General features: G+C 55.3%; 17 protein-coding genes. 11 read left to right on the top strand and 6 right to left on the bottom strand.

The genetic code is table 11. The annotated features are described in order from the left end of the window. The first annotated feature begins 176 nt into the window (after positions 1-176). The 8 genes from metH (at position 177) to H4J77_RS03470 (ending at position 12435) form a co-directional block, all read left to right on the top strand. A complete protein-coding gene (metH, locus tag H4J77_RS03435) occupies positions 177-3869 on the top strand; it encodes a methionine synthase (protein ID WP_182246995.1) in 3693 nt (1230 codons plus the stop codon). A 3-nt stretch (positions 3870-3872) separates the two neighbouring features. Next, positions 3873-5207 carry an MATE family efflux transporter gene (locus H4J77_RS03440; protein WP_182246996.1) on the top strand — a complete coding sequence of 445 codons (1335 nt, stop codon included), beginning with the start codon at positions 3873-3875 and terminating at the stop codon, positions 5205-5207. Positions 5208-5294: 87 nt separating this feature from the next. After that, positions 5295-5525: a DUF2970 domain-containing protein gene (locus H4J77_RS03445; protein WP_123889879.1), complete on the top strand. Its 231-nt coding sequence runs from the start codon at positions 5295-5297 to the stop codon at positions 5523-5525. Positions 5526-5891: 366 nt separating this feature from the next. Next, positions 5892-7550: a nitrite/sulfite reductase gene (locus tag H4J77_RS03450; protein ID WP_123889880.1), complete on the top strand. Its 1659-nt coding sequence runs from the start codon at positions 5892-5894 to the stop codon at positions 7548-7550. Next, entirely contained in the window at positions 7534-8031 is a 498-nt protein-coding gene (locus tag H4J77_RS03455; RefSeq protein ID WP_123889881.1) for a DUF934 domain-containing protein, read from the top strand. The genes H4J77_RS03450 and H4J77_RS03455 overlap by 17 nt, the downstream gene beginning before the upstream one ends. Positions 8032-8319: 288 nt before the next feature. After that, entirely contained in the window at positions 8320-8994 is a 675-nt protein-coding gene (locus H4J77_RS03460; RefSeq protein WP_123889882.1) for a VWA domain-containing protein, read from the top strand. 2 nt (positions 8995-8996) lie between these two features. Beyond that, entirely contained in the window at positions 8997-9728 is a 732-nt protein-coding gene (locus H4J77_RS03465) for a PP2C family serine/threonine-protein phosphatase (protein ID WP_123889883.1), read from the top strand. Further along, positions 9718-12435 (top strand): protein kinase domain-containing protein, encoded by a 2718-nt coding sequence (locus H4J77_RS03470; protein ID WP_182246997.1) that lies wholly within the window; start codon positions 9718-9720, stop codon positions 12433-12435. The genes H4J77_RS03465 and H4J77_RS03470 overlap by 11 nt, the downstream gene beginning before the upstream one ends. Before the next feature lie 127 nt (positions 12436-12562). Here H4J77_RS03470 and H4J77_RS03475 read toward each other — a convergent pair whose 3' ends face one another. Then, positions 12563-13549: a YhdH/YhfP family quinone oxidoreductase gene (locus tag H4J77_RS03475; protein WP_123889886.1), complete on the bottom strand. Its 987-nt coding sequence runs from the start codon at positions 13547-13549 to the stop codon at positions 12563-12565. A 9-nt stretch (positions 13550-13558) separates the two neighbouring features. Beyond that, complete coding sequence (gene sohB / locus H4J77_RS03480; RefSeq protein WP_123889887.1) at positions 13559-14584, bottom strand: protease SohB; 1026 nt, start codon at positions 14582-14584, stop codon at positions 13559-13561. 172 nt (positions 14585-14756) lie between these two features. On the opposite strand from sohB, the gene H4J77_RS03485 reads away from it, so the two are divergent. The 3 genes from H4J77_RS03485 to H4J77_RS03495 all read left to right on the top strand — a co-directional run bounded on the left by H4J77_RS03485 (position 14757) and on the right by H4J77_RS03495 (position 16842). Continuing rightward, positions 14757-15461, top strand: a complete 705-nt coding sequence (locus tag H4J77_RS03485) for a histidine phosphatase family protein (protein ID WP_182246998.1) — start codon at positions 14757-14759, stop codon at positions 15459-15461. 61 nt (positions 15462-15522) lie between these two features. Next, complete coding sequence (locus H4J77_RS03490; RefSeq protein ID WP_123889889.1) at positions 15523-15837, top strand: SCP2 sterol-binding domain-containing protein; 315 nt, start codon at positions 15523-15525, stop codon at positions 15835-15837. A 237-nt stretch (positions 15838-16074) separates the two neighbouring features. Then, entirely contained in the window at positions 16075-16842 is a 768-nt protein-coding gene (locus H4J77_RS03495) for an SDR family oxidoreductase (protein ID WP_123889890.1), read from the top strand. A gap of 51 nt (positions 16843-16893) precedes the next feature. Here H4J77_RS03495 and H4J77_RS03500 read toward each other — a convergent pair whose 3' ends face one another. Genes H4J77_RS03500 through H4J77_RS03515 form a run of 4 tightly spaced genes read right to left on the bottom strand, consistent with a single transcriptional unit; the run spans position 16894 to position 20945 of the window. Then, positions 16894-17559 (bottom strand): hypothetical protein, encoded by a 666-nt coding sequence (locus tag H4J77_RS03500; protein WP_182246999.1) that lies wholly within the window; start codon positions 17557-17559, stop codon positions 16894-16896. 18 nt (positions 17560-17577) lie between these two features. Next, positions 17578-18417 carry an NAD(+) diphosphatase gene (gene nudC / locus H4J77_RS03505; protein WP_182247000.1) on the bottom strand — a complete coding sequence of 280 codons (840 nt, stop codon included), beginning with the start codon at positions 18415-18417 and terminating at the stop codon, positions 17578-17580. Next, positions 18414-20090 (bottom strand): ferrous iron transporter B, encoded by a 1677-nt coding sequence (locus tag H4J77_RS03510; RefSeq protein ID WP_124014360.1) that lies wholly within the window; start codon positions 20088-20090, stop codon positions 18414-18416. The genes nudC and H4J77_RS03510 overlap by 4 nt, the downstream gene beginning before the upstream one ends. A gap of 42 nt (positions 20091-20132) precedes the next feature. Then, positions 20133-20945, bottom strand: coding sequence for a crotonase/enoyl-CoA hydratase family protein (locus tag H4J77_RS03515; protein WP_123889894.1), 813 nt, complete (start codon positions 20943-20945; stop codon positions 20133-20135). Positions 20946-21072: the final 127 nt, after the last annotated feature.

Here is a 21072-nt window from a genome sequence, read left to right on the forward strand (position 1 = left end):
ATGACTTGGACAGCCATTGTAAGGCAAGCCCGCCCACGAATAAAGTCCCACCTTTTTACTTGGTTATTATCGGCACCCTCAGCACCCTCACTTTTACTATGCAATCGAGACAATTCAGAGTTTTTGACGCGCGTGCTATCATAGCCGGCTTTTCGGCGTGTAACTTTGGAGTACCCATGTCTGACCGTACCGCTCGCTTGACCGCTCTTCATCAGGCTCTGCAACAGCGCATTTTGATCCTCGACGGCGGTATGGGTACCATGATTCAGGCCTACCAGCTTGAGGAAAGCGATTTTCGCGGCGAGCGTTTTGCCGACTGGCCCAGCGACCTCAAAGGTAATAACGATCTCCTGGTGCTCACTCGCCCTGATGCCATTGGCGCCATGGAAAAGGCGTATCTGGATGCTGGCGCCGACATTATCGAGACCAATACCTTTAACTCCACTCGCGTTTCTCAGGCCGACTACGGCATGCAGGAACTATCCTACGAGTTGAACCTTGAAGGCGCCCGCCTCGCTCGCCGTGTGTGCGATGAAAAGACACTGGAAACCCCTGACCGCCCGCGCTTCGTCGCCGGCGTACTCGGCCCGACCAGCCGTACCTGCTCGATCTCACCGGACGTAAACAACCCGGGCTATCGCAATATCAGCTTTGATCAACTGGTTGAAAACTATGTTGAGTCAACTCGTGGCCTGATCGAAGGCGGCGCAGATCTGATCTTGATCGAAACTATCTTCGATACGCTCAATGCCAAGGCCGCTATCTTTGCCGTGCAACAGGTATTTGAAGACGTCGGCGTAGAACTGCCAATCATGATTTCCGGCACCATCACTGACGCCTCCGGCCGGACGCTCTCTGGCCAGACCACCGAGGCCTTCTGGAACTCAGTCAGTCACGCCAAGCCTATCTCTGTCGGTCTCAACTGCGCACTCGGCGCGAAGGACTTGCGTCCCTACCTGGAAGAGCTATCCAACAAGGCCGGCACTTATACCTCGGCTCACCCCAATGCCGGCTTGCCAAATGAATTTGGCGAGTACGATGAGACGCCAGAAGAAATGGCCGTAGTGGTCGAGGAGTTTGCCGCCGCCGGTTTTCTAAACATCGTTGGTGGCTGCTGCGGCACCACGCCTGGGCACATTCAGGCAATCGCCGAAGCCGTCGCCAAATACCCGCCACGCGCCATTCCCGACATTCCCAAAGCATGCCGCCTGTCTGGTCTAGAGCCATTCACCATTGACCGCAGCTCACTCTTCGTCAATGTCGGCGAGCGCACCAATATTACTGGCTCTGCACGTTTCGCCCGGTTAATCCGCGAAGATAACTACACCGAGGCACTGGAGGTCGCGCTGCAGCAAGTCGAAGCCGGCGCCCAGATCATCGACATCAACATGGACGAGGGCATGCTCGACTCCAAGTTGGCCATGGTCACTTTCCTCAATCTGATCGCTGGCGAGCCTGACATCTCTCGCGTACCCATCATGATTGACTCGTCAAAGTGGGAGGTCATCGAAGCAGGCCTGAAGTGCATCCAGGGTAAAGGCATCGTCAACTCGATTTCCATGAAGGAAGGCGTTGATGCGTTCAAGGCACAGGCTCATCTGTGCAAGCGCTATGGTGCTGCTGTGGTAGTGATGGCCTTTGATGAAAAGGGCCAAGCCGATACCGAAGCGCGCAAGAAGGAAATTTGTCAGCGCTCCTATGACATTCTGGTCAACGAAGTCGGCTTTCCGCCAGAAGACATCATCTTTGACCCCAACATCTTCGCGATTGCTACCGGTATTGAAGAGCACAACAACTATGCCGTTGATTTCATCAATGCCTGTGCCTATATCCGGGACAACCTGCCCCATGCACTGACGTCCGGCGGCGTTTCCAACGTCTCCTTTTCCTTCCGTGGCAACAACCCGGTGCGTGAAGCCATACACTCGGTCTTTTTGTTCCACGCAATCAAGAACGGGCTGTCGATGGGCATCGTCAATGCCGGTCAGCTGGAAATCTATGATCAGATTCCAGCCGAACTGCGCGACTGCGTTGAGGATGTAGTACTCAACCGGACCGACAACGGCACCGAAGCCCTGCTGGAGATCGCCGATAAGTACAAAGGCGACGGCAGCGTTAAAGAAGCGGAAACCGAGGAATGGCGTAACTGGGAAGTCAACGCTCGCCTTTCGCACTCGCTGGTCAAGGGCATTACCGCATGGATCGTTGAGGATACCGAAGAAGCCCGCCAACAAAGCAAGCGCCCGATCGAGGTAATCGAAGGCCCGCTGATGGCTGGCATGAACGTGGTCGGCGACCTGTTTGGCTCCGGCAAGATGTTCCTGCCACAAGTGGTCAAGTCTGCCCGCGTCATGAAACAGGCGGTTGCTCACCTGATCCCCTTCATTGAAAAGGAAAAGGGCGATACGCCGGAAGCCAAAGGTAAAATCCTGATGGCCACGGTCAAGGGCGACGTCCATGACATCGGCAAAAACATTGTCGGCGTAGTGCTGGGCTGTAACGGCTACGACATTGTTGACCTGGGCGTGATGGTACCGGCGGACAAGATCCTGCAAACGGCCATCGACGAGAAATGCGACATCATCGGCCTGTCCGGCCTGATCACCCCATCATTGGACGAGATGGTACATGTCGCCCGCGAAATGCAACGGCGAGACTTTTATCTACCGCTGATGATTGGCGGCGCCACCACCTCCAAAGCCCACACTGCGGTCAAGATTGAGCCGAAATACCAGAATGATGCCGTGATTTATGTCACAGACGCCTCACGCGCAGTCGGCGTTGCGACCACATTGCTGTCCAAAGAACTCAAGCCGAACTACATCAAGCAGATTCGTGAAGACTACGCCGTGGTGCGCGAGCGCACAGCCAACCGCAGCGCACGCACCAACTATCTGAGCTATGCGCAGGCAGTCGAGCAGGCTCCAAAACTGGACTGGCAAAGCTACCAGCCGCCTGCGCCGCAGGTAAAAGGAGTGCAGGTACTCGACAAGATCGATCTCAACGTATTGGCAGAGTACATCGACTGGACGCCCTTCTTCATATCCTGGGATCTGGCTGGCAAATACCCGCGCATTCTTGACGACGAGATTGTCGGCGAAGCTGCGCGATCCCTGTTCGCCGACGCCCAGGCCATGCTCAAGCAACTTATCGACAACCAATCCATCACCGCCCGCGCAGTGTTTGGCTTCTGGCCAGCCAATCAGGTCAATCATGATGACATTGAGCTCTACGATGACGCTGGCGAGCCAATGGCAACACTGCATCATTTGCGTCAGCAAACTATCAAGCCAGACGCTAAGCCCAACTTTTCACTAGCTGATTTTGTCGCCCCTAAAGACAGTGGCAAAACCGACTACGTGGGCGGCTTTATTACCACCGCCGGGATCGGCGCAGAAGAAGTCGCCAAGGCTTATCAGGACAAGGGTGACGACTACAACTCGATTATGGTCAAAGCACTGGCTGACCGTCTGGCGGAAGCTTGTGCTGAATGGTTGCATCAGGAAGTACGCCGCAAACACTGGGGCTATGCCCCTGACGAGGCGCTGCAAAATAACGACCTGATCCGTGAGAAATATCAAGGCATACGCCCTGCTCCCGGCTACCCAGCCTGTCCCGACCACACCGAAAAAGCGACGCTATTCAAGCTGCTCGACCCGCAGGGCGAGTCCGGCGTGACGCTTACCGAGCACTTTGCCATGTTCCCAGCAGCGGCAGTCAGCGGCTGGTACTTCGCACACCCGCAAAGCCAGTACTTCGCTGTGGGCAAAATTACGCGCGACCAGGTTGAGTCATACGCCGCTCGCAAGGGCGATAGTCAAGAAACAGTTGAACGCTGGCTGGCACCCAATCTCAGCTACGACACCTAATCAATGGCACTGCTTCCAGATGCGAGCCGCCTAAAAAGTATCGGCATCCTCGGCTTGCCCATTATGGGCGGGATGCTCAGCCAAAGTGTTTTAAATCTGGTTGACGCCGCCATGGTGGGCAGTCTGGGCAGTCAGGCGCTCGCCGGTGTCGGGCTTGGCAGCTATGCCAACTTTATGGCCGTCGCTTTGGTCATGGGCCTGGGTGCCGGGGTGCAAGCGATGGTCGCCAGGCGCAAAGGCGAAGGCAGTACCGACCTGATCGCCGGTCCGCTGAACGAAGGCCTGTTGATCGCGTTGCTCATTGCCCTGCCGCTCACCCTGCTGTGCTGGACCCAAGCTGGTAACATCATCCACCTCCTGGCGGATGATCCCGCCGTTATTGGCATTGGCGCCAGCTACTTCCAATGGCGCACCCTCGCCATCGTTGCCGTCGGATTCAATTTTGCCTTTCGCGGTTACTGGAACGGCATACATCGCTCCGGCATGTACCTGCAGATTTTGATCGTCATGCACCTGGCAAACGTATTCATTAGCTACGGGCTAATCTTTGGTCGCTTCGGCATGCCTGAATTGGGTGCAGAGGGCTCAGGACTAGGCACTGCAATCGCCATGCTATTCGGCGCAGCGCTCTATTTCCTGGTGACCTGGCACGCAGGTCGAGAGCACGGTTTTCTCCGTGCCCGCCCCCGCTGGAAGGGCATCAGCGCCATGCTGAGATTGGCCACACCAAACTCCTTACAGCAGTTCTTCTTTGCCTCAGGCATCACCATGCTGTTCTGGATTATTGCGCAGATTGGCACCGACGAGCTCGCAGTAGCTCATGTATTGATTAACCTGGCACTGTTTCTGATACTGCCCGGCGTCGGTCTGGGCATGGCCGCCACCACATTGGTCAGCCATAGCCTCGGCGCACGCAAACCAGACGACGCCTACCGCTGGGGCTGGGATGTGGTGCGGGTCGCCATAGTGTCACTGTTCCTGATGGGCATACCCTTCTGGCTCGCGCCGCATCTGGTCCTGAGTATTTTCACTCAGGATCCGCAACTGATTGCACTGGGCGAGTGGCCACTGCGCATCACCGGCATTGGCATGAGCCTGGATGCCACAGCCCTTGTATTAACTCAGGCTCTACTCGGCGCTGGCGCAAGTCGTACGGTGATGAGCGTTAACCTGGGCAGTCAGTGGCTGCTGTTCTTGCCTTGCGCCTACGTTATTGGCCCGCTGCTGGGCGGTGGCCTGCTGGCTGCCTGGTTGCTGCAGACGTTATATCGCTGCATGACCTCAATCATCTTTGCCATCATGTGGCGCCGACGTGGCTGGGTAAACATTAGAGTCTAGCGCCAACACCTCCCTTACCCTTGGACCAACCGCTGCTTAGCAACTACGCTGCAAGTCACAAGCAACTGATAACAAGGGCAGACAATAATGAGCGAAAAACAAGAACAGCAAAGCCCCAGCCCGATGCGCTTTCGTGACACCTTGATGAGCGTATTAGCCGCAGCATTGGGCGTACAGAGCAATAAAGCTCGCGAGCGCGATTTCAGCCAAGGCAAGCCCAGCCACTTCATCATGCTGGGCCTAGGCTTTACCGCACTCTTTGTACTGATTGTGCTCGGCGTGGTTAAGCTGGTTTTGAAGCTATCAGGAGTAAACTGATCGCCACAAGGAATGCTACTGACCACTCACCCAAAATACCGCTACCGCAACAGCCAGAAAAATCAGCGTGATGGCCGCAAAAGCGTCCAGTCGACTGTCCTGCTGAGTCTCACTTTGCACGTCATGCTCGGTCATGGAATTGATATCCTCTATTATTATTTTGTCTACCCCAACATAGCGGGTAACCTCAGTTAAGACCATTACCGCAGGCGCCACAAGCAGTGCGTTGCATGTGCAAAAACAATCTAAAGATATAGATAAACATTCCTTTTGTGCATATTCAAAAACTGCTATTGTCTGCCCGCCCTAGCCTGATGGGACACAACTAGTTAAGGGGCCAACAGCGCTCCAAGCACAGGTTTCTGCATGTATATCTACGACGAATATGATCAGCAACTCGTTGAGGACCGCGTAAAGCAGTTCCGCGGCCAGACGCAACGCTATTTGGCTGGCGAGTTAAGCGAAAACGAATTTCTGCCACTGCGCTTGCAGAACGGCTTATATGTACAGCGCTACGCGCCTATGCTGCGCGTTGCCATTCCCTATGGCCACATCTCTGCCAAGCAGATGCGCAAACTGGCCTTTATTGCCCGCCAGTATGACAAAGGCTACGCCCACTTCAGCACGCGCCAGAACGTTCAGTTCAACTGGCCTGCACTCGAAGATGTGCCCGACATTCTGGCGCACCTGGCTGAAGTCCAGATGCACGCCATTCAAACCAGCGGCAACTGCATTCGCAACACTACGACTGATCAGTTTGCCGGCGTTGCTGCCGACGAACTGGTAGATCCGCGCCCGTGGTGCGAGATCATTCGCCAGTGGTCTACCTTTCATCCCGAGTTCGCCTTCCTGCCACGCAAGTTCAAGATCGCCGTCAATGGCGCAGAGCATGATCGTGCAGCCATCGGCGTGCATGACATCGGCTTGAACGTGATCAAGAACGAAGCCGGCGATATCGGTTTCCGCGTACTGGTTGGCGGTGGCTTGGGCCGCACGCCCATCGTCGGCTCGCAGATTTGCGACTTTCTGCCCTGGCAGCACCTATTGACCTATCTTGATGCCATCCTGCGTGTGTATAACCGCTATGGCCGTCGAGACAACAAGTACAAGGCGCGTATCAAGATTCTGGTCAAAGCGCTGACGCCTGCGGTATTTGCGGAAAAGGTGAATGCCGAGTGGGCGCATACGAAAGACAATGAAACCACCTTGACCGAGCAGGAAGTTCAGCGCGTTGCCAAGCACTTTACGGCACCGGACTACCAGCAGTTTAGCGGCGACGACGCGGACTACCTGGCCAAGCGTGATAGCGAGAAAGGCTTCAACAACTGGGCCATGCGCAACCTGCAGGCACATAAAGTGCCTGGTTACGCTGCCGTCACATTGTCCTTGAAGCCAACCGCCGTGGCGCCAGGTGATGCAACAGACAAGCAGATGGAAGCCGCAGCAGACCTGGCGGAGCGTTACAGCTTTGCCGAACTGCGCGTAACCCACCAGCAGAATCTGGTACTCGCCGATGTGCGTCAAAGTGACCTGTATGCCTTGTGGCAAGAGTGCAAGGAAATGGGCTTTGCGACGCCAAACGTTGGCCTGTTGACGGATATCATCTGCTGCCCCGGTGGTGACTTCTGCGCCTTGGCCAACGCCAAGTCGATCCCCATTGCCGAAGCCATACAGCGCACCTTCGATGATCTTGACTACCTGCACGACATCGGCGACCTCGACCTGAACATCTCTGGCTGCATGAACGCCTGCGGCCACCACCACGTCGGCCACATTGGTGTGCTGGGTGTAGATAAAAAAGGTCAGGAGTTTTATCAGGTATCGCTGGGCGGCAACAGCGGCCGCGATGCGTCCATCGGACAGATTCTCGGGCCATCTTTCGCCGCAGATGAAATGCCGAAGGTCGTCAGCAAGGTGATCGACGTTTACGTCGAAAACCGTACCCCCGAAGAACTGTTCCTCGATACCTTCCAACGTATCGGCATGGCACCTTTCAAGGAGCGCGTTTATGCAGCGGCTAATTAAGAACGGCGAGATCATCGACGAGACCTGGCACCTACTGGACAAAGACGCCACCCTTGACGGCTTGTCTAATAGTGACGACCTTATAGTGCCATTGGGTTTGTGGCTCGAACACGCGCACGCCCTCAAGGCTCGTGATGGCGGACTGGGGGTCTGGCTGGATAGCGATGAACAGGTCGAAGCAATTGCCGAGGATTTGCAGTATTTCCAGGTCGTGGCCCTCAACTTCCCCGTCTTCAGTGATGGCCGCAGCTACTCCAACGCGCGTCTGTTGCGAGATCGCTACCAGTACCCAGGCGAAGTTCGAGCCATCGGTGATGTACTGCGTGACCAGCTCTTCTTCATGCGGCGCTGCGGTTTCGACGCCTTTGCATTGCGCGCCGACCGTAACCCGGAAGAAGCACTGGAAAGCTTCAACGACTTTTCCAATACCTACCAGAGCGCCACCGATCAGCCGCTACCGCTGTTTCGACGCCGCGCCTGATCTGCCGGGCCGGGATCCTTCCCGGCCCGGTCTTTTCAGTTTAGCCAACCCACACTGCCCCCCTGATTCCTGACTAACTGGCTTGCTGACGTCCACTTGCCTCTCGCGCCCGATGTCATCCCCTTCCCGGCAGCCCTGCGTCTATTCCACAAGACTTGAAGCATGATCGATTTGGCATTCCCTGTAGCCAACTACTCCATAGGCTTACAATGCCTCAACCGATTGGCTAGTATCCCCACGCACTAACTTACTCACTCTGCATTTCGTTTACCGCAAAGGACAAAGAGCATGTCCCACTCCACGATTCCTGGCGTCGAGTTCATCGACAACACCAACCAACGCACGCCCTGTGTTCTTGTCCTCGATGCTTCAGGTTCGATGGCTGGTGAGCCCCTCGCACAGCTCAACGCGGGCCTGGAAGTCTTTGCCGATGAATTGAAAAATGACGAGCTAGCAGCGCTGCGCGTCCAGGTAATGGTGATTGCCGTCGGCGGCCATGAAGACGTGCTGATTCTGCAGCCCTGGACTGATGCTATCGATTTTCAGCCACCTAGCATCCAGGCCAGCGGCATGACCCCACTTGGCCAGGGCATGGATGTCGCATTGGACGAAGTACGCAGCCAAAAAGCCGTGTACGACGCGAACGGCATATCAAGCACCCGCCCTTGGGTGATCATGATATCCGATGGCTCCCCTAACGATTTTGGCTGGGAAGAAGCTGCGTCCCGCTGCCGCCAGGAAGAAGCAGACAAACGCGTGGTCGTTTTCCCGATTGGAACAGAGGGCGCGAATTTTGATGCCCTCGGACAGTTTTCCAACAAGACCCCGAAGAAACTCAAGGGCCTGCAATTTCGCGAGCTATTCATCTGGCTGAGCCGCAGCATGTCGACCGTTTCTGCTAGCGTTCCGGGCGATAAAGTGCGCTTACCCGACACTGACTCCTGGGCAGCTGTAGAGATCTGATCATGCGATTTCAATCGGTCGGTGCATGCGCTACCGGCACCTCGCACACTGAACGCGAGCAACCCTGCCAGGACGCGTTTGAGATAGTAGACCGGGTTCATGGCTCTGTAGCCTGCGTTTGCGACGGTGCCGGCTCTGCAGCGAAATCCGAGATAGGTGCGCGCACCCTCGCCCGCCAGGTAGCGCAGCAACTGTCTCGTAACATTGAGGGTCTGGTAAGCGATCCAACTGCCCAGGCGCAGGTTGAAGACGCCATTCAAATAGCCAGAAACAAACTCAGCAGTGAGGGTGAGTTGGCTGACTACCATGCCACCTTATGCGGTGTTGTCCTGACAGCACATGGCACTCTGGTTTTTCATCTGGGGGACGGACTTATCTTTGGTATCAATCCCGATGACTGGAGCGATTATCTGGTAAGCGAGCCTGAAAACGGCGCCTTCGTAGAAACCACCTATTTCTTTACTCTGCCCGGCTGGCGCCAGCACCTGCGCGTTTTCTGTGCCCCTGCACAGTATCGTTCCTGGTTTCTGATGAGCGACGGCGCGGCCAGCTTTGCCGCCAAGAATAGTCCTTGGCGGCCCGAACTCAATTTTCTGCAGCCAATACACAACTATCTGCGCACCACCTATCAGACTCAGGCTGAAGAAGCCCTGCTAGGCACTTTGAACGATCCGCGCAGCCATCGCATCACCACTGACGACAAGACCCTGGTGTGGTTGCACCGTGCCCCATAAGGGACGCTTCACCCTCGAATTTGTCGATGGCCGAACACAATCGCTAAACCTCTCCGGCAAAGCGCTTAATCGCGGCGCTGCGGGCGTCATCTACCGCGCGCCGGACGGCAAGACCGCCCTCAAGTTTTATCACGAGCAGAAAAAAGACCAGACTCGCCGGAACAAGGTCTGGCAGATGATTCAGCACCCGCCAGAGGATGCCCACAGCGAGCATTTTGCCTGGCCCACGGCGCTGATATTGAACTCACGCGGCACATTCGCCGGCCTTGCCATGCCGCTCTTGCCGATCGCCAGCTACGTATCACTGGACCTGGTGCTCAGCGCGCGCGGCCGCAAAATGCAGTCGCTGCCCGAAGCCAGCGCCTGGCGGCTGGACGTCGCGATCAATCTAGCCAAACGGGTTGCCGAGCTGCATGCCAGGGGGCATTGCATCATCGATCTCAAACCGGCCAATCTACTGGTGCACCGGCGCAGCGCAGATGTCGCAGTAGTCGATTGCGATGGTTTCGCGATTAAAGGGGATACCCACTACTTTCCAGCCAACCAATTTACCGCGGGCTTTATCGCCCCCGAAGCCTTTCGCTCCCGCAAGACGCCGCAAGAGCTGCGCGAACCCCAGGATGCTTTTGCGCTGGCGGTCATAGTGTTCAGCCTGCTCAACGGCGGTTTGCACCCCTACCAGGGCGTGCCTAAGCGCAACCGCGATATCCCCAGTGACAATCAGAATCGAATCGCCGGCGGTTTTTATCCCTATGGCCTGAAATCTCACACGGATCTGGCACCTTCGCCTTGGAGCATCCATCAGGACCTGCCGCGCATTCTGCGCGAAACCTTTGATCGCAGCTTCAGCGAGGGCAAGCGCCCTTCGGCTCACGACTGGGCAGCGCTTTTGCAGGAGGCTAAAACAAGGCTGAAACGCTGCACGCAAGACGAACAGCACAGCTATTGGGGCTCCCAATGCCCACACTGCGCAAGGGGCAAAACTCGGGTAAAAGTCGCTACACCACCACGTAAAAGAACGCGCTCAAATCGAGCCAGGCCCCGCCCCGTCGCGCCGCCAGTCACACCTGCCATAACGCAGCGGCCACCCAGACCGGCTGCAACTCCCGGCTTTGCTGGCGCCGGAACCTGGATATTTATCACCATAGTAGGCGCTCTGTTGATCGCCCTCTTGGCGCACGACAATAGCTCAAGTAAATCCAGTTACTCCCCAGCCTTTACCGCGCCTCCCGAACCCGCACCCGTTGATCCTCGATCCCTGGCATGGAAAGCCCTTGCACCAGAATCAAACCCTATCCATATCGCCCGCGTTTCCGCACCGTACGCCGAGGGCCCGGGCGCCCGATATGCCAGAAGCGGGCCTGAAATAGAGCTTGAGCCAATTCCCTTTTACCACTTTGGTGCTTTCGAACAGCCTGAATCAGTTGCGGTGCTTACCGGCAACCCGCGCAATTCGGATTTTTTAGGTCTGGCTGAGACTCAGGTAAACTTGGCAAGTTTTGACGCCACTGACTCCAGGCTAGCCCAACACGCAACCTATACATCACTTTCTGCAGCTTATGGCCTGAGCTTCTGGCAGGCGGATCCACGCAAGGGCCGCGAGGGTATTTATTTACCGCAGTGCGGGCCTAGAAACTGTGATCTGCTACAGCGTCTTTCACCCACAGACGCCTCGGTTAACTATGAACTGCCTGAATGGCAAAGCATGAGTGCATTTGAGGGTTTCCCTCCCTGGCGTTACCAATTGAGCCCAAAGGGTGACTTCATGGTCCTCGCCAGCGCCAGTCAGATTGCTGTGTATGGGGTCGATCAACCGAGTAGCCCGATCGCCCTCCTCGACTTGCCTGACACCTACGCCGAATTCGTCATCGACTCTTTGTCCGTGGGTGCAGAGGCCGGCACAATAATGGTCGGCCTATCCAAACAAAAACGCTTTGGCGTCGACTTTGAAGCCGTGCTACTGGAGCTTACCCGCAACGGCAGCGAATTTGATCTGGATGAAAGCTTCGCGGAAAGGGCGCGGGCAGCCGGTACCGAATTACTAGGCTCCTATCAGACACTTAGCCTCGATGGGCAAACCTTAGCGGTCAGTGAATATCAGCAACCTGAAAATAACAGTACCGATTACAGCTGGCTGAACCAAAAAGTCACGGTTGCCCTCGGATACCCAGCCATCAGCGTCTGGAAGCGTGACGACCAAGGACAGTGGCAACTAAGACAACGCATTGAGTGGCAAGGACGCAAAGGCAGCCGCAAGATAAAGATCAGGCGCCCTAAACAGATGGAGTTACTCAACGGCTTGGGTATGGCGCTGATCGGCAGAAAAATCAGGGCCGAAGGTCAGGTTCACCAGGAACTGCAGTTGAGTCCTGACGGCACCCGGTTGCTCACTGGTCTGGAAGCATACGAGTACCAGGGCTGGTTATACAGCAGCAGTTATCTCTTCGATATTACCGGAGACTCTCCCGAAGTGCTGACGCGCCTGACCTCGGCCACTCAGACCTTTAGGACAAGCCTGAAAGCAGCCTATCCGAGTATTCGCATGTCGACCAACGGCAAATACGCGGTCATGGGATGGTTTAAATACTACGACAACGCCAAAATGCTGGAGCAATCCGTGGACATACGGGTTTTTGCAATCCTCCAGGCAGAATCTGCGATAGAGACTGACAACGCCGCATCGCAACCTTTCACAACGACGCCTTGAGTATCTGACCAAAGCAGCGCGCAGACTTGCGCAGGATAGCAAAGCGCGACTGACTGATAAGATGAGCCGAGCAAACCTAAAAAACCCGCCTAAGCGGGTTTTTTATGTGCCAGCGACAGAGTAACAGTCAAGTCAGATTGACCAGCGTCCTGCCAACCATTTTGCCGCCCAGAATGCGTTCAATCTCGGCTGGCAACTCAGCCAGCGTAATCTCGCTGACCAGCTGGCTCAAATCCAGCTTCCACTGTACCGAAAGTCGATCCCACATGGACGCTTTAACCACCAACGGCTGCTCGACCGAGTCGATCCCCAGCAGGTTTACGTTGCGCAAGATGAAAGGAAAGACGCTGCCCTGAAACTGGCCACCGGCAGTCAACCCACAGCAAGCGACACTGCCACCGTAGCGGAGCGACTTGACCACGTTAAACAGAATCTCACCGCCGACGGTGTCTACCGCACCAGCCCATTGCTCCTTCAGCATCGGCTTTTCCTTGCCGGCTTCCAATGTAGTGCGATCAACAATGTGCTTGGCGCCAAGCTGGGTCAGAAAGTCGGCTTTCAGCGATTTACCGGTCGCAGCTGCCACCTCATAGCCAAGGCTGGCAAGCAATGCGACCGCGATACTACCAACGCCTCCAGTAGCGCCTGTGACCAGCACAGGGCCCTGATCGGGGCTAAGCCCCGCCTGCTCCAATTTATCGACACAGAGTGCGGCTGTGAGGCCTGCTGTACCGAGTATCATGCTTTCGCGCAGCGATAGCCCCTCGGGCCGCTTCAATACCCAGGCAGCGGGCACACGAATATATTGCCCAAAACCGCCCGCCGTATTCATACCCAGGTCGTAACCGGTCAGGATGACCTCGTCACCGGCGCTCAGCTCCGCGACTGAACTGGCCTCTACGACACCTGCCGCGTCAATACCGGGGGTATGCGGGAAGTTGCGTGAAACGCCCTTATTGCCCGACGCTGAAAGTGCATCTTTGTAATTAAGTGACGAGTAATGCACTCGGATCAGCACCTCGCCTTCGGGCAAATCATCAATGTGGCGATCCGTCACCGAAGAAACATAGTTGCCAGCCTCTTCGCTGACGACCAGGGCTTTGAATTCGGACATAATCGGCTCCTACCAGAATCGTTGATTGTTTAAACGCGAAACCCAGGTCAGCAGTAGCTTGTCAGCCGCCTTCGCCATACCGCCGGACAGCCGATCTTGCAGACGCTTACGCTGCTCGTAATTGAGCTCGAATACATCGGCTTCACTAACGCGCTCGCTTAAGTACTGATCGCTGGTTTTAACTTCATCTGCCAGCTTATGGTCCAACGCCTCGGTACCAAACCAAACCTCACCCGTGGCTACCGCCTCAATATCCAGAGATGGGCGATAGCGAGAAACAAAGCGTTTGAACAGTTGATGGATATTTTCCAGATCCTCCTGAAACTTTTCCCTTGCCTTGTCGTTGTTCTCACCAAACACAGTCAATGTGCGCTTGTATTCGCCAGCGGTAAGCATCTCGAAATCAACATCGTGCTTTTTCAACAGTCGATTAAAGTTGGGCAATTGCGCTACGACCCCAATCGACCCCAACATCGCAAACGGCGCTACCAGTATCCGGTCGGCAATACAGGCCATCATGTAACCACCACTGGCTGCAACCTTGTCTACCGCGATCGTCAGCGGGATACCCGCGTCCCGAATACGCACCAACTGTGAGGCGGCAAGACCATACGCGTGAACCATGCCGCCGCCGCTTTCCAGGCGCACCAGGATTTCATCCTGTGGCCGCGCCAGCCCCAGCACCGCAGTCACCTCGTGACGCAAATGCTCAAGCGCACTGGCTTTGATGTCGCCATCAAAGTTAAGCACATACAAGCGACCCTTGGCATCATCGTCAGTTGCCTTCGCCTTTTTTTTCGCTTGCTGCTTGCGCTGCTTTGCCTGTGCCTTGAGTGCGCCCTTGCTCAGGACCACTTCTTCCAGGCGCTCAGCCATTCGGCTGAATCTATCATTTACCCGGACCACACTCAGGGTGCCTTCACTGCGCTTGGAGCGACCTTTGCTGGCAGCAATTACCAGCACGATGAACACCACTACAACCAGCACCGTGAGGGCTTTGGCAAGAAAGAAAAAATACTGATCAAACCATTCCACAATTATCTCCAGGGTCAGTGCGCCATTGGCTTTCGCGCTCTAGCATACAGGATGCAAACAGGCTGAGAATATGCCGGATCACGGCAAATTCAAACGCTTGTATGATTTCTGGTTGACAGCCTTATCACTCTCATCCTAACCTCAGTGCAGATTCGCAAAAAGGCGTAACTTTGTGGGCAGTATCTACCTTATTCGGCACGGCCAGGCATCGCTCGGTGCGGCCAACTACGACGTGCTCTCTCCATTGGGCGTTCAGCAGTCGCGTCTGTGTGGTGAGTTCTACCAGCAGCAAGGCCTCAACTTTGACCATTGCTACGCGGGTGAGATGCAGCGCCAGATAGACACCGGCCGCCATGCTCTGGCAGCAATGCAGCAGAGCGATAGCCCAATATCTATTGATGCAGCTTTCAACGAATATCACTCCGACCAGGTCGTGGCAACCTATCTGCCCAAGGTCATTGCTCAGTTTCCTGAAGCCGAGTTCTATATCAAGAACGCTGGGCAGTACCGCAAGGAATTTCAACGGGTCTTCAGTAGTGCCATCACCCTATGGATTACCGATGAAAGTGGCAGCACAGACTGCCCGCCTTGGTCGGAATTTGTCGCGCAGGTGCGCAGCGGGCTGCAAAGAGTCATGGCCGCCCACACGACCAGCGGTCAGAACATCGCCATCTTTACCTCGGGCGGCACTATCACAGCCGCCCTGCAACTGATCACGCAGATGCCGGCTACCAGTGCTTTTGAGCTGAACTGGCAAATAGTGAATACCTCTGTAAGCCGACTACAATACCGTAAGGACAAATTGAGCCTGGCTGCGTTTAATAGCCAGGCACACCTTGATGTCCACCAGAGGGCCGACTGGGTTAGCTACCGATAACCCGGCAAGCATATTTACATGTTATATGTACCAACCTAACCACCCAGTAAAGGAACGACAGATGACTAGCGTTGCAGAAATTACCAACAAGATGGAAACCAAGTTCAATTCAGACGCTGCTGCCGGTCTGGATCTGGTTTTTCAATTTGACATTACAGACGACGAAAATTTCAACGTCACGGTAAAAGACGGCACCTGCGCCGTTGCCCAAGGCAATGCCGGTGACCCGAACGTGACACTGATCATGGACAAAGAAACCCTGATCGGCGTGATGTCCGGTGAGACCGACGGCATGCAGGCGTTCATGTCTGGCAAGCTGCGCGCCGAAGGCGACATGATGCTGGCACTCAAACTGGGTGAACTCTTCCCAGCTTGAGCCGAGGCTCATAAAAAAACCGGAGCCTGGTCTCCGGTTTTTTTATGGCCACATAATTACCCTCATAGACCGCACCCATGGGATTGCAACACGCATTCTGATTAAAGCTCGCCAGCCTTGTTCATGCACTGTTGGCTGAATTAGATTAGGCCATTGCATCAACACCTGCATCGTTGAACTAATGGCAGGAATTCGATTGAAAGGCTGCAATTGCCAACACACAACAAGGATCACTCCATGCAAAAGACCCAATTATTTGACCTCGACGGCAAGGTTGCTCTGGTAACCGGCGCCAGCCGCGGCATCGGCGAGGCCATTGCCAAGCTACTCGCTCAACAGGGCGCTCACGTGATTGTCTCCAGCCGCAAAATCGACGGCTGCCAGGCAGTCGCAGACGCCATCACCGCCGCTGGCGGTAAAGCAAGCGCAATGGCCTGCCATATTGGTGAGATGGAACAGATTATCGCTACCGTGGCAGCCATTCGCGAACAGTTCGGCAAGCTGGACATCCTGGTCAACAACGCCGCAACAAACCCCTATTTCGGCAATGTACTGGATACCGACCTCTCGGCTTTCCAGAAGACAGTAGACGTTAACATTCGCGGCTACTTCTTTATGTCAGTCGAAGCCGGCAAGCTGATGCGCGAAAATGGCGGCGGCGCTATCCTCAACGTAGCCTCGGTAAATGGTCTGGTGCCTGGCGAGATGCAAGGTATCTACTCCATCACCAAAGCGGCGGTAATCAACCAGACCAAGGTCTTTGCCAAGGAGTGCGCGCAGTTCGGTATTCGTTGTAACGCCTTGCTGCCAGGATTGACTGATACCAAGTTTGCCTCGGCCCTTACCACCAACGACGCCATCCTGAAAAATGCGCTGCAGCGTATCCCTCTGCGACGTGCTGCCGACCCTTCAGAAATGGCGGGCACCGTACTGTACCTGGTGAGCGATGCATCCAGTTACACCACCGGCACCGCAATCAATGTCGATGGCGGCATGCTGGCGTAAACAGCCAGCAATAGCAGCAAGAAAAAAGCCGCCTTACTCAGGCGGCTTTTTTTATTGGAAGCGCATCATGGCGGCCGTGGCGGCCGGGTTAAGCGGAACCGGCGTCAAACCGGTGGGCCCCATCTCCAGCGAGAAGCGCGCACCATCTACCAACGGAATAAAACGCACCTCGAAGGCATCGGCTTCAATTGCGCTGTGCGCCTCAATCCGGTCAATCCAGGCCCAGAGGTCACGCCATGGTGGCGTAGCATGTAAATTTGGAAGCAAAGCGCTGCCCATGGCATCACTGCTGTCACGCTCCTGCTCCAAAGCAAGATAGCGCCCAAGCAAGCGATGCAGGCGATAACCATCAACCAGCCCCAGAGCCGCTGGCAACCCATGCCAGCGCAAGACCTCTACTTCCAGCTCCCACAAATCTCCGGCAATACGCAGAGTTTGGTTACCCTTGGCACTGGCGAGCACCGCTTCATATTGCTGATTACCTACCTTGCTGAAACTCAAGGTACCAACGGTTGCAGCCTTAGGCTCTATTTCTGCAAAGCTTTGCAGGTCCCAAGCAGCGAGCCCGAGAACAACTGATACAGCCAGCAAAGCCAACAACAGGTTACCCTTGAGCCAACCAAGCAGCCAGCCGAAACGCCAGCCGAAACGCAGCGCAAGTAAGGCCAATAGCGCCGCAATACATCCTACAAGAATCGCCAAGCCAAGATATTGCATACCCACTCCATGGTTTGCTCAGACCGGAACAGGAGGAGCTTCTCGGCCCTCCCGCTGCGCGAGATAACAGTCGATCAGCCAGCGCGAAATAGTCCCACGCGGCGGAATACTCGGCAGATCGTCCACAGACCACCAATGTGCCTCTTCAATTTCGCCCGGCTGTGGCACTATTTCGCCGCCGAGGTATTCAGCATGAAAACCCAACATCAGGGAGTTAGGGAACGGCCAGTTCTGACTGCCAAGATAACGAAGATTGGTCACTTCCAGATTGACCTCCTCCTTCACCTCACGGTGCAGACAGTGCTCAGCCGATTCGCCCGGCTCGATAAAGCCAGCCAGCGTACTGAAGAAGCCCGGAGGAAAGTGCGGCGAACGCGCCAACAAAACCTGATCACCCTGAGTGATCAAAACGATAATACAGGGCGCAATTTTAGGATACTCACGACGCTCGCAGGACAAGCACTCCATTGCGCGCTCGTCGCTGCGCAGCTGCATGGCTTGGCCACAACTACCGCAGAATTGATGAGAACGGTACCAGGCATTCAATTGCTGCGAAAAACCCAACAACTGAAATAGCTGATCATCAACCTGACCAATCAGGGTGCGCAGGCCATGCCAACTCAAACCCGGCATATCCATGCTTGCACTCAGGTAAAGCAACTCACAGCGTCGACCATCGATCAGACCCAACTTCAAACGATGCGCGCTATCGCCAAAATAGATCGCCTGATCCATCTCGTGCAGCAAACTGCCGTCGTACATGGCGAACTGGTTTTGATAAATCACGACTACCAGTGCTTCAGAAGCACCAATGTGTTCAAAGCTGACCGCAGGCTCAAACTGACGAAAAGATCTCATTCCACTGTTGACCCCGAAACTGCATAACCCAATTCAGCCAGACTCTCTTCCGCCAGCGTCAGTACATCGCCCGTGGCGACCGCCGCGCGCTCAGCCGACTCTAAATAAAACTCGATGCTGGTAAGCGCATCCGCCAGGACTTCAAGCTGCTGATCCTGGGGCACCTGCTTACGCTCCAGCATGGTTTCGCGAATAAAGCTGGCAGCCATCTGGATGATACTGGCTGCGCGCCCCATACCTAAAAACACCAACCCGCCGCGCACTGTCTCCAAAGAGGGTGGCACATTAAGCAAATGCATCGCGTCGTTACCGGATTCCATGTAAGCCGTGATAGACCGCTTGGCCAATGCCAACCCGGCCTGCGACTCTTCAATCAGCACAATACGCGCTTCTTTAAGCTCCAGCGGCTCGCTTACGCCACCGGTTGCGTTCATTCGAGCCTCACCCTCATCACCCTGCGAATCCAGGTAATTGACGGCGGTTTCTGCGCGCAATACCGCATCAGCGACCTGTTCAAGTGCATCCAACGACTGCGGACTATCACTATTCCAGCCTGCGATCTGCCCACAGACCACTTGAATGGCTTTGGATTCCACCTGCAAATCCAGCATTCCAAGGGTTTTCCAGAGCCGCTCCAACCCGGTAGCAAGCATCTCGAGCGAATGATCTGCATCACCTGCATTACGTGCGAGCAAATCCAGCAAATCTTTTATTGCGGTTATTTCTTCACGCAGCGCCTCTGCCACCGAGTGCATTACGTCAACGCCTGGACCGCGCAGACGACCGAAGGCGTTTTGAATTTCCAGCTCGGTAAAGCCCGGATCAGGCAATTGATAAGCTTCAGCGACCTCCTGACTGCGCGAGCAATTACCGTCCGCCAGAGCTACCAGATAGAGAAGCTCGTGCAGCAATGCCGCATTGACGCCATCAGACGCACCCTGCGCATCGCGCTTAATCTCACGGTCCAGCATTGAAAACAGTCGCTTACGCGGCGCAGACAGCTCAAGCGGGGTTTGCTCGATGGCCTCCAAAGCGGCACCCGCAACCCAGCAAAGCGTTGCCACGGGCGCACTCAGGCAGCTTTCAAAGCGTTGCAGTGCTCTCTGCATCAGCGGCGTCGCAGCAGCGGGCGCATCATCACGGATAAGGCTCAGCAGGCCCATCTGGTACATTTGGCGCAAGCGATTAAACGCCTTGGGTTCGATAGACCCTTTGCTTCCAGAACGGAGATTTGCCGGCAGGCCTGCCACCGGCAAGGGATAAAAGTGGCTTTGTGGTAACGCCGGAACCCCGGGGCGGTGCGCACGCAACTGATTGATCGTTGGCAACAGCAGCTCAGGCCGTTCGCGGCCACTTTGCCGCGCCTGATCAAGATAGCGTTCGAGCAGGAACAAAGCGTCACAGAGAGCCGATAAGGGCTCGTTACGCTCATCACCATCATGCGTTGGAATATCAGTCGCCAGCGCGACCATCTCGTCAAGCAACTCGGCTGCGCCTTTAAGCTCAATCAGCGCCAGGGTGCCGCGCAGTTGCTGCAGCCCTTCTATTGATTGCTGCAAGAGGTTGCCGTTCTGACGATCATCCAGAAACTGCTGAAGCAGATTTTCCACCTCACCCATACTGGTGAAGAGCTCATCCCTAACAAGATCTAGTGACGTGGTACCGCTTAACATAGCATTCAGTCTCCAACCATCCCTGCGTGGGCCCGAAGCCGCTTAGTCAGCAAACTCTGGCGTTTGCTTGCTCATGTGTGCGGCCATCGCAATCTTCATGTCTTCCGACTGCAGCATTGCGGCGTTCCATGTTGCAATGTAATTGAGACCGTCCTCAACACTGTGGTCTCGACCGAAACGAATCATTTCTTTTGTGCCGCGAATGGCCACAGGCGACTTAGCGGCAATACTCTGAGCCACATCCATGACACCAGCAATCAGCGCTTGGTGATCAGCAAAAGTGCGGTTCACCAAACCAATACGGGCAGCTTCAACACCATAGACAGGGCGACCGGTATAGGCCATTTCCCGAACCATGCCATCACCAATCACACGGGGCAAGCGTTGCAAGGTACCCACATCGGCAGCCATGCCCATGTCGATTTCCTTGATCGAAAAGTGTGCATCCTCGGTCGAATAGCGCATATCACAGGCGGTAATCAGGTCGATTGCACCACCGATGCAATAACCATGCACAGCGGCCAGAACCGGCTTGCGGCATTGATCAATGACGTTAAAGGAGTGCTGCAGGTGCAAAACATGACGGCGTATAGCCTCTGCCTTGCGGGCGATATCCTTATCCATCTGCGTCGCAGCTTCACCCAGCATGGTCAAATCAATACCGGCGGAAAAGTGTTTACCCTCACCCGATATAACGGCGCAACGAATACTGTCGGTTTCATCAACCCAGCCGAAGACCTCAATCATCTCAGCCCAAAAATCGCGATTCATCGCGTTGATCTTTTCTGGACGGTTAATACGGATATGGGCCACTTTGCCGGTCTGCTCCACCAGCAATGTCTTGAATTCAGGCATACTTGACCTTCTTTTTATGTCAACAGAATCGTCACTGTGTCGGTTAATGCCCTGCACTACCGACCTTTTCATTTGTATGACTATATCAAGCTAAAAGCAGAACACCATAACCAATCAATGAAGAATA

The sequence above is a fragment of the Pseudomonas sp. 5Ae-yellow genome, from assembly GCF_014077575.1.
GTDB lineage: Bacteria > Pseudomonadota > Gammaproteobacteria > Pseudomonadales > Pseudomonadaceae > Halopseudomonas > Halopseudomonas neustonica.

Excerpts from the sequence above, each read along its gene's own strand:
- metH (WP_182246995.1), top strand. The coding sequence starts at position 177 with ATGTCTGACCGTACCGCTCGCTTGACCGCTCTTCATCAGGCTCTGCAA.
- H4J77_RS03440 (WP_182246996.1), top strand. The coding sequence starts at position 3,873 with ATGGCACTGCTTCCAGATGCGAGCCGCCTAAAAAGTATCGGCATCCTC.
- H4J77_RS03445 (WP_123889879.1), top strand. The coding sequence starts at position 5,295 with ATGAGCGAAAAACAAGAACAGCAAAGCCCCAGCCCGATGCGCTTTCGT.
- H4J77_RS03450 (WP_123889880.1), top strand. The coding sequence starts at position 5,892 with ATGTATATCTACGACGAATATGATCAGCAACTCGTTGAGGACCGCGTA.
- H4J77_RS03455 (WP_123889881.1), top strand. The coding sequence starts at position 7,534 with ATGCAGCGGCTAATTAAGAACGGCGAGATCATCGACGAGACCTGGCAC.
- H4J77_RS03460 (WP_123889882.1), top strand. The coding sequence starts at position 8,320 with ATGTCCCACTCCACGATTCCTGGCGTCGAGTTCATCGACAACACCAAC.
- H4J77_RS03465 (WP_123889883.1), top strand. The coding sequence starts at position 8,997 with ATGCGATTTCAATCGGTCGGTGCATGCGCTACCGGCACCTCGCACACT.
- H4J77_RS03475 (WP_123889886.1), bottom strand. The coding sequence starts at position 13,549 with ATGTCCGAATTCAAAGCCCTGGTCGTCAGCGAAGAGGCTGGCAACTAT.
- H4J77_RS03490 (WP_123889889.1), top strand. The coding sequence starts at position 15,523 with ATGACTAGCGTTGCAGAAATTACCAACAAGATGGAAACCAAGTTCAAT.
- H4J77_RS03495 (WP_123889890.1), top strand. The coding sequence starts at position 16,075 with ATGCAAAAGACCCAATTATTTGACCTCGACGGCAAGGTTGCTCTGGTA.
- H4J77_RS03500 (WP_182246999.1), bottom strand. The coding sequence starts at position 17,559 with ATGCAATATCTTGGCTTGGCGATTCTTGTAGGATGTATTGCGGCGCTA.
- nudC (WP_182247000.1), bottom strand. The coding sequence starts at position 18,417 with ATGAGATCTTTTCGTCAGTTTGAGCCTGCGGTCAGCTTTGAACACATT.
- H4J77_RS03510 (WP_124014360.1), bottom strand. The coding sequence starts at position 20,090 with ATGTTAAGCGGTACCACGTCACTAGATCTTGTTAGGGATGAGCTCTTC.
- H4J77_RS03515 (WP_123889894.1), bottom strand. The coding sequence starts at position 20,945 with ATGCCTGAATTCAAGACATTGCTGGTGGAGCAGACCGGCAAAGTGGCC.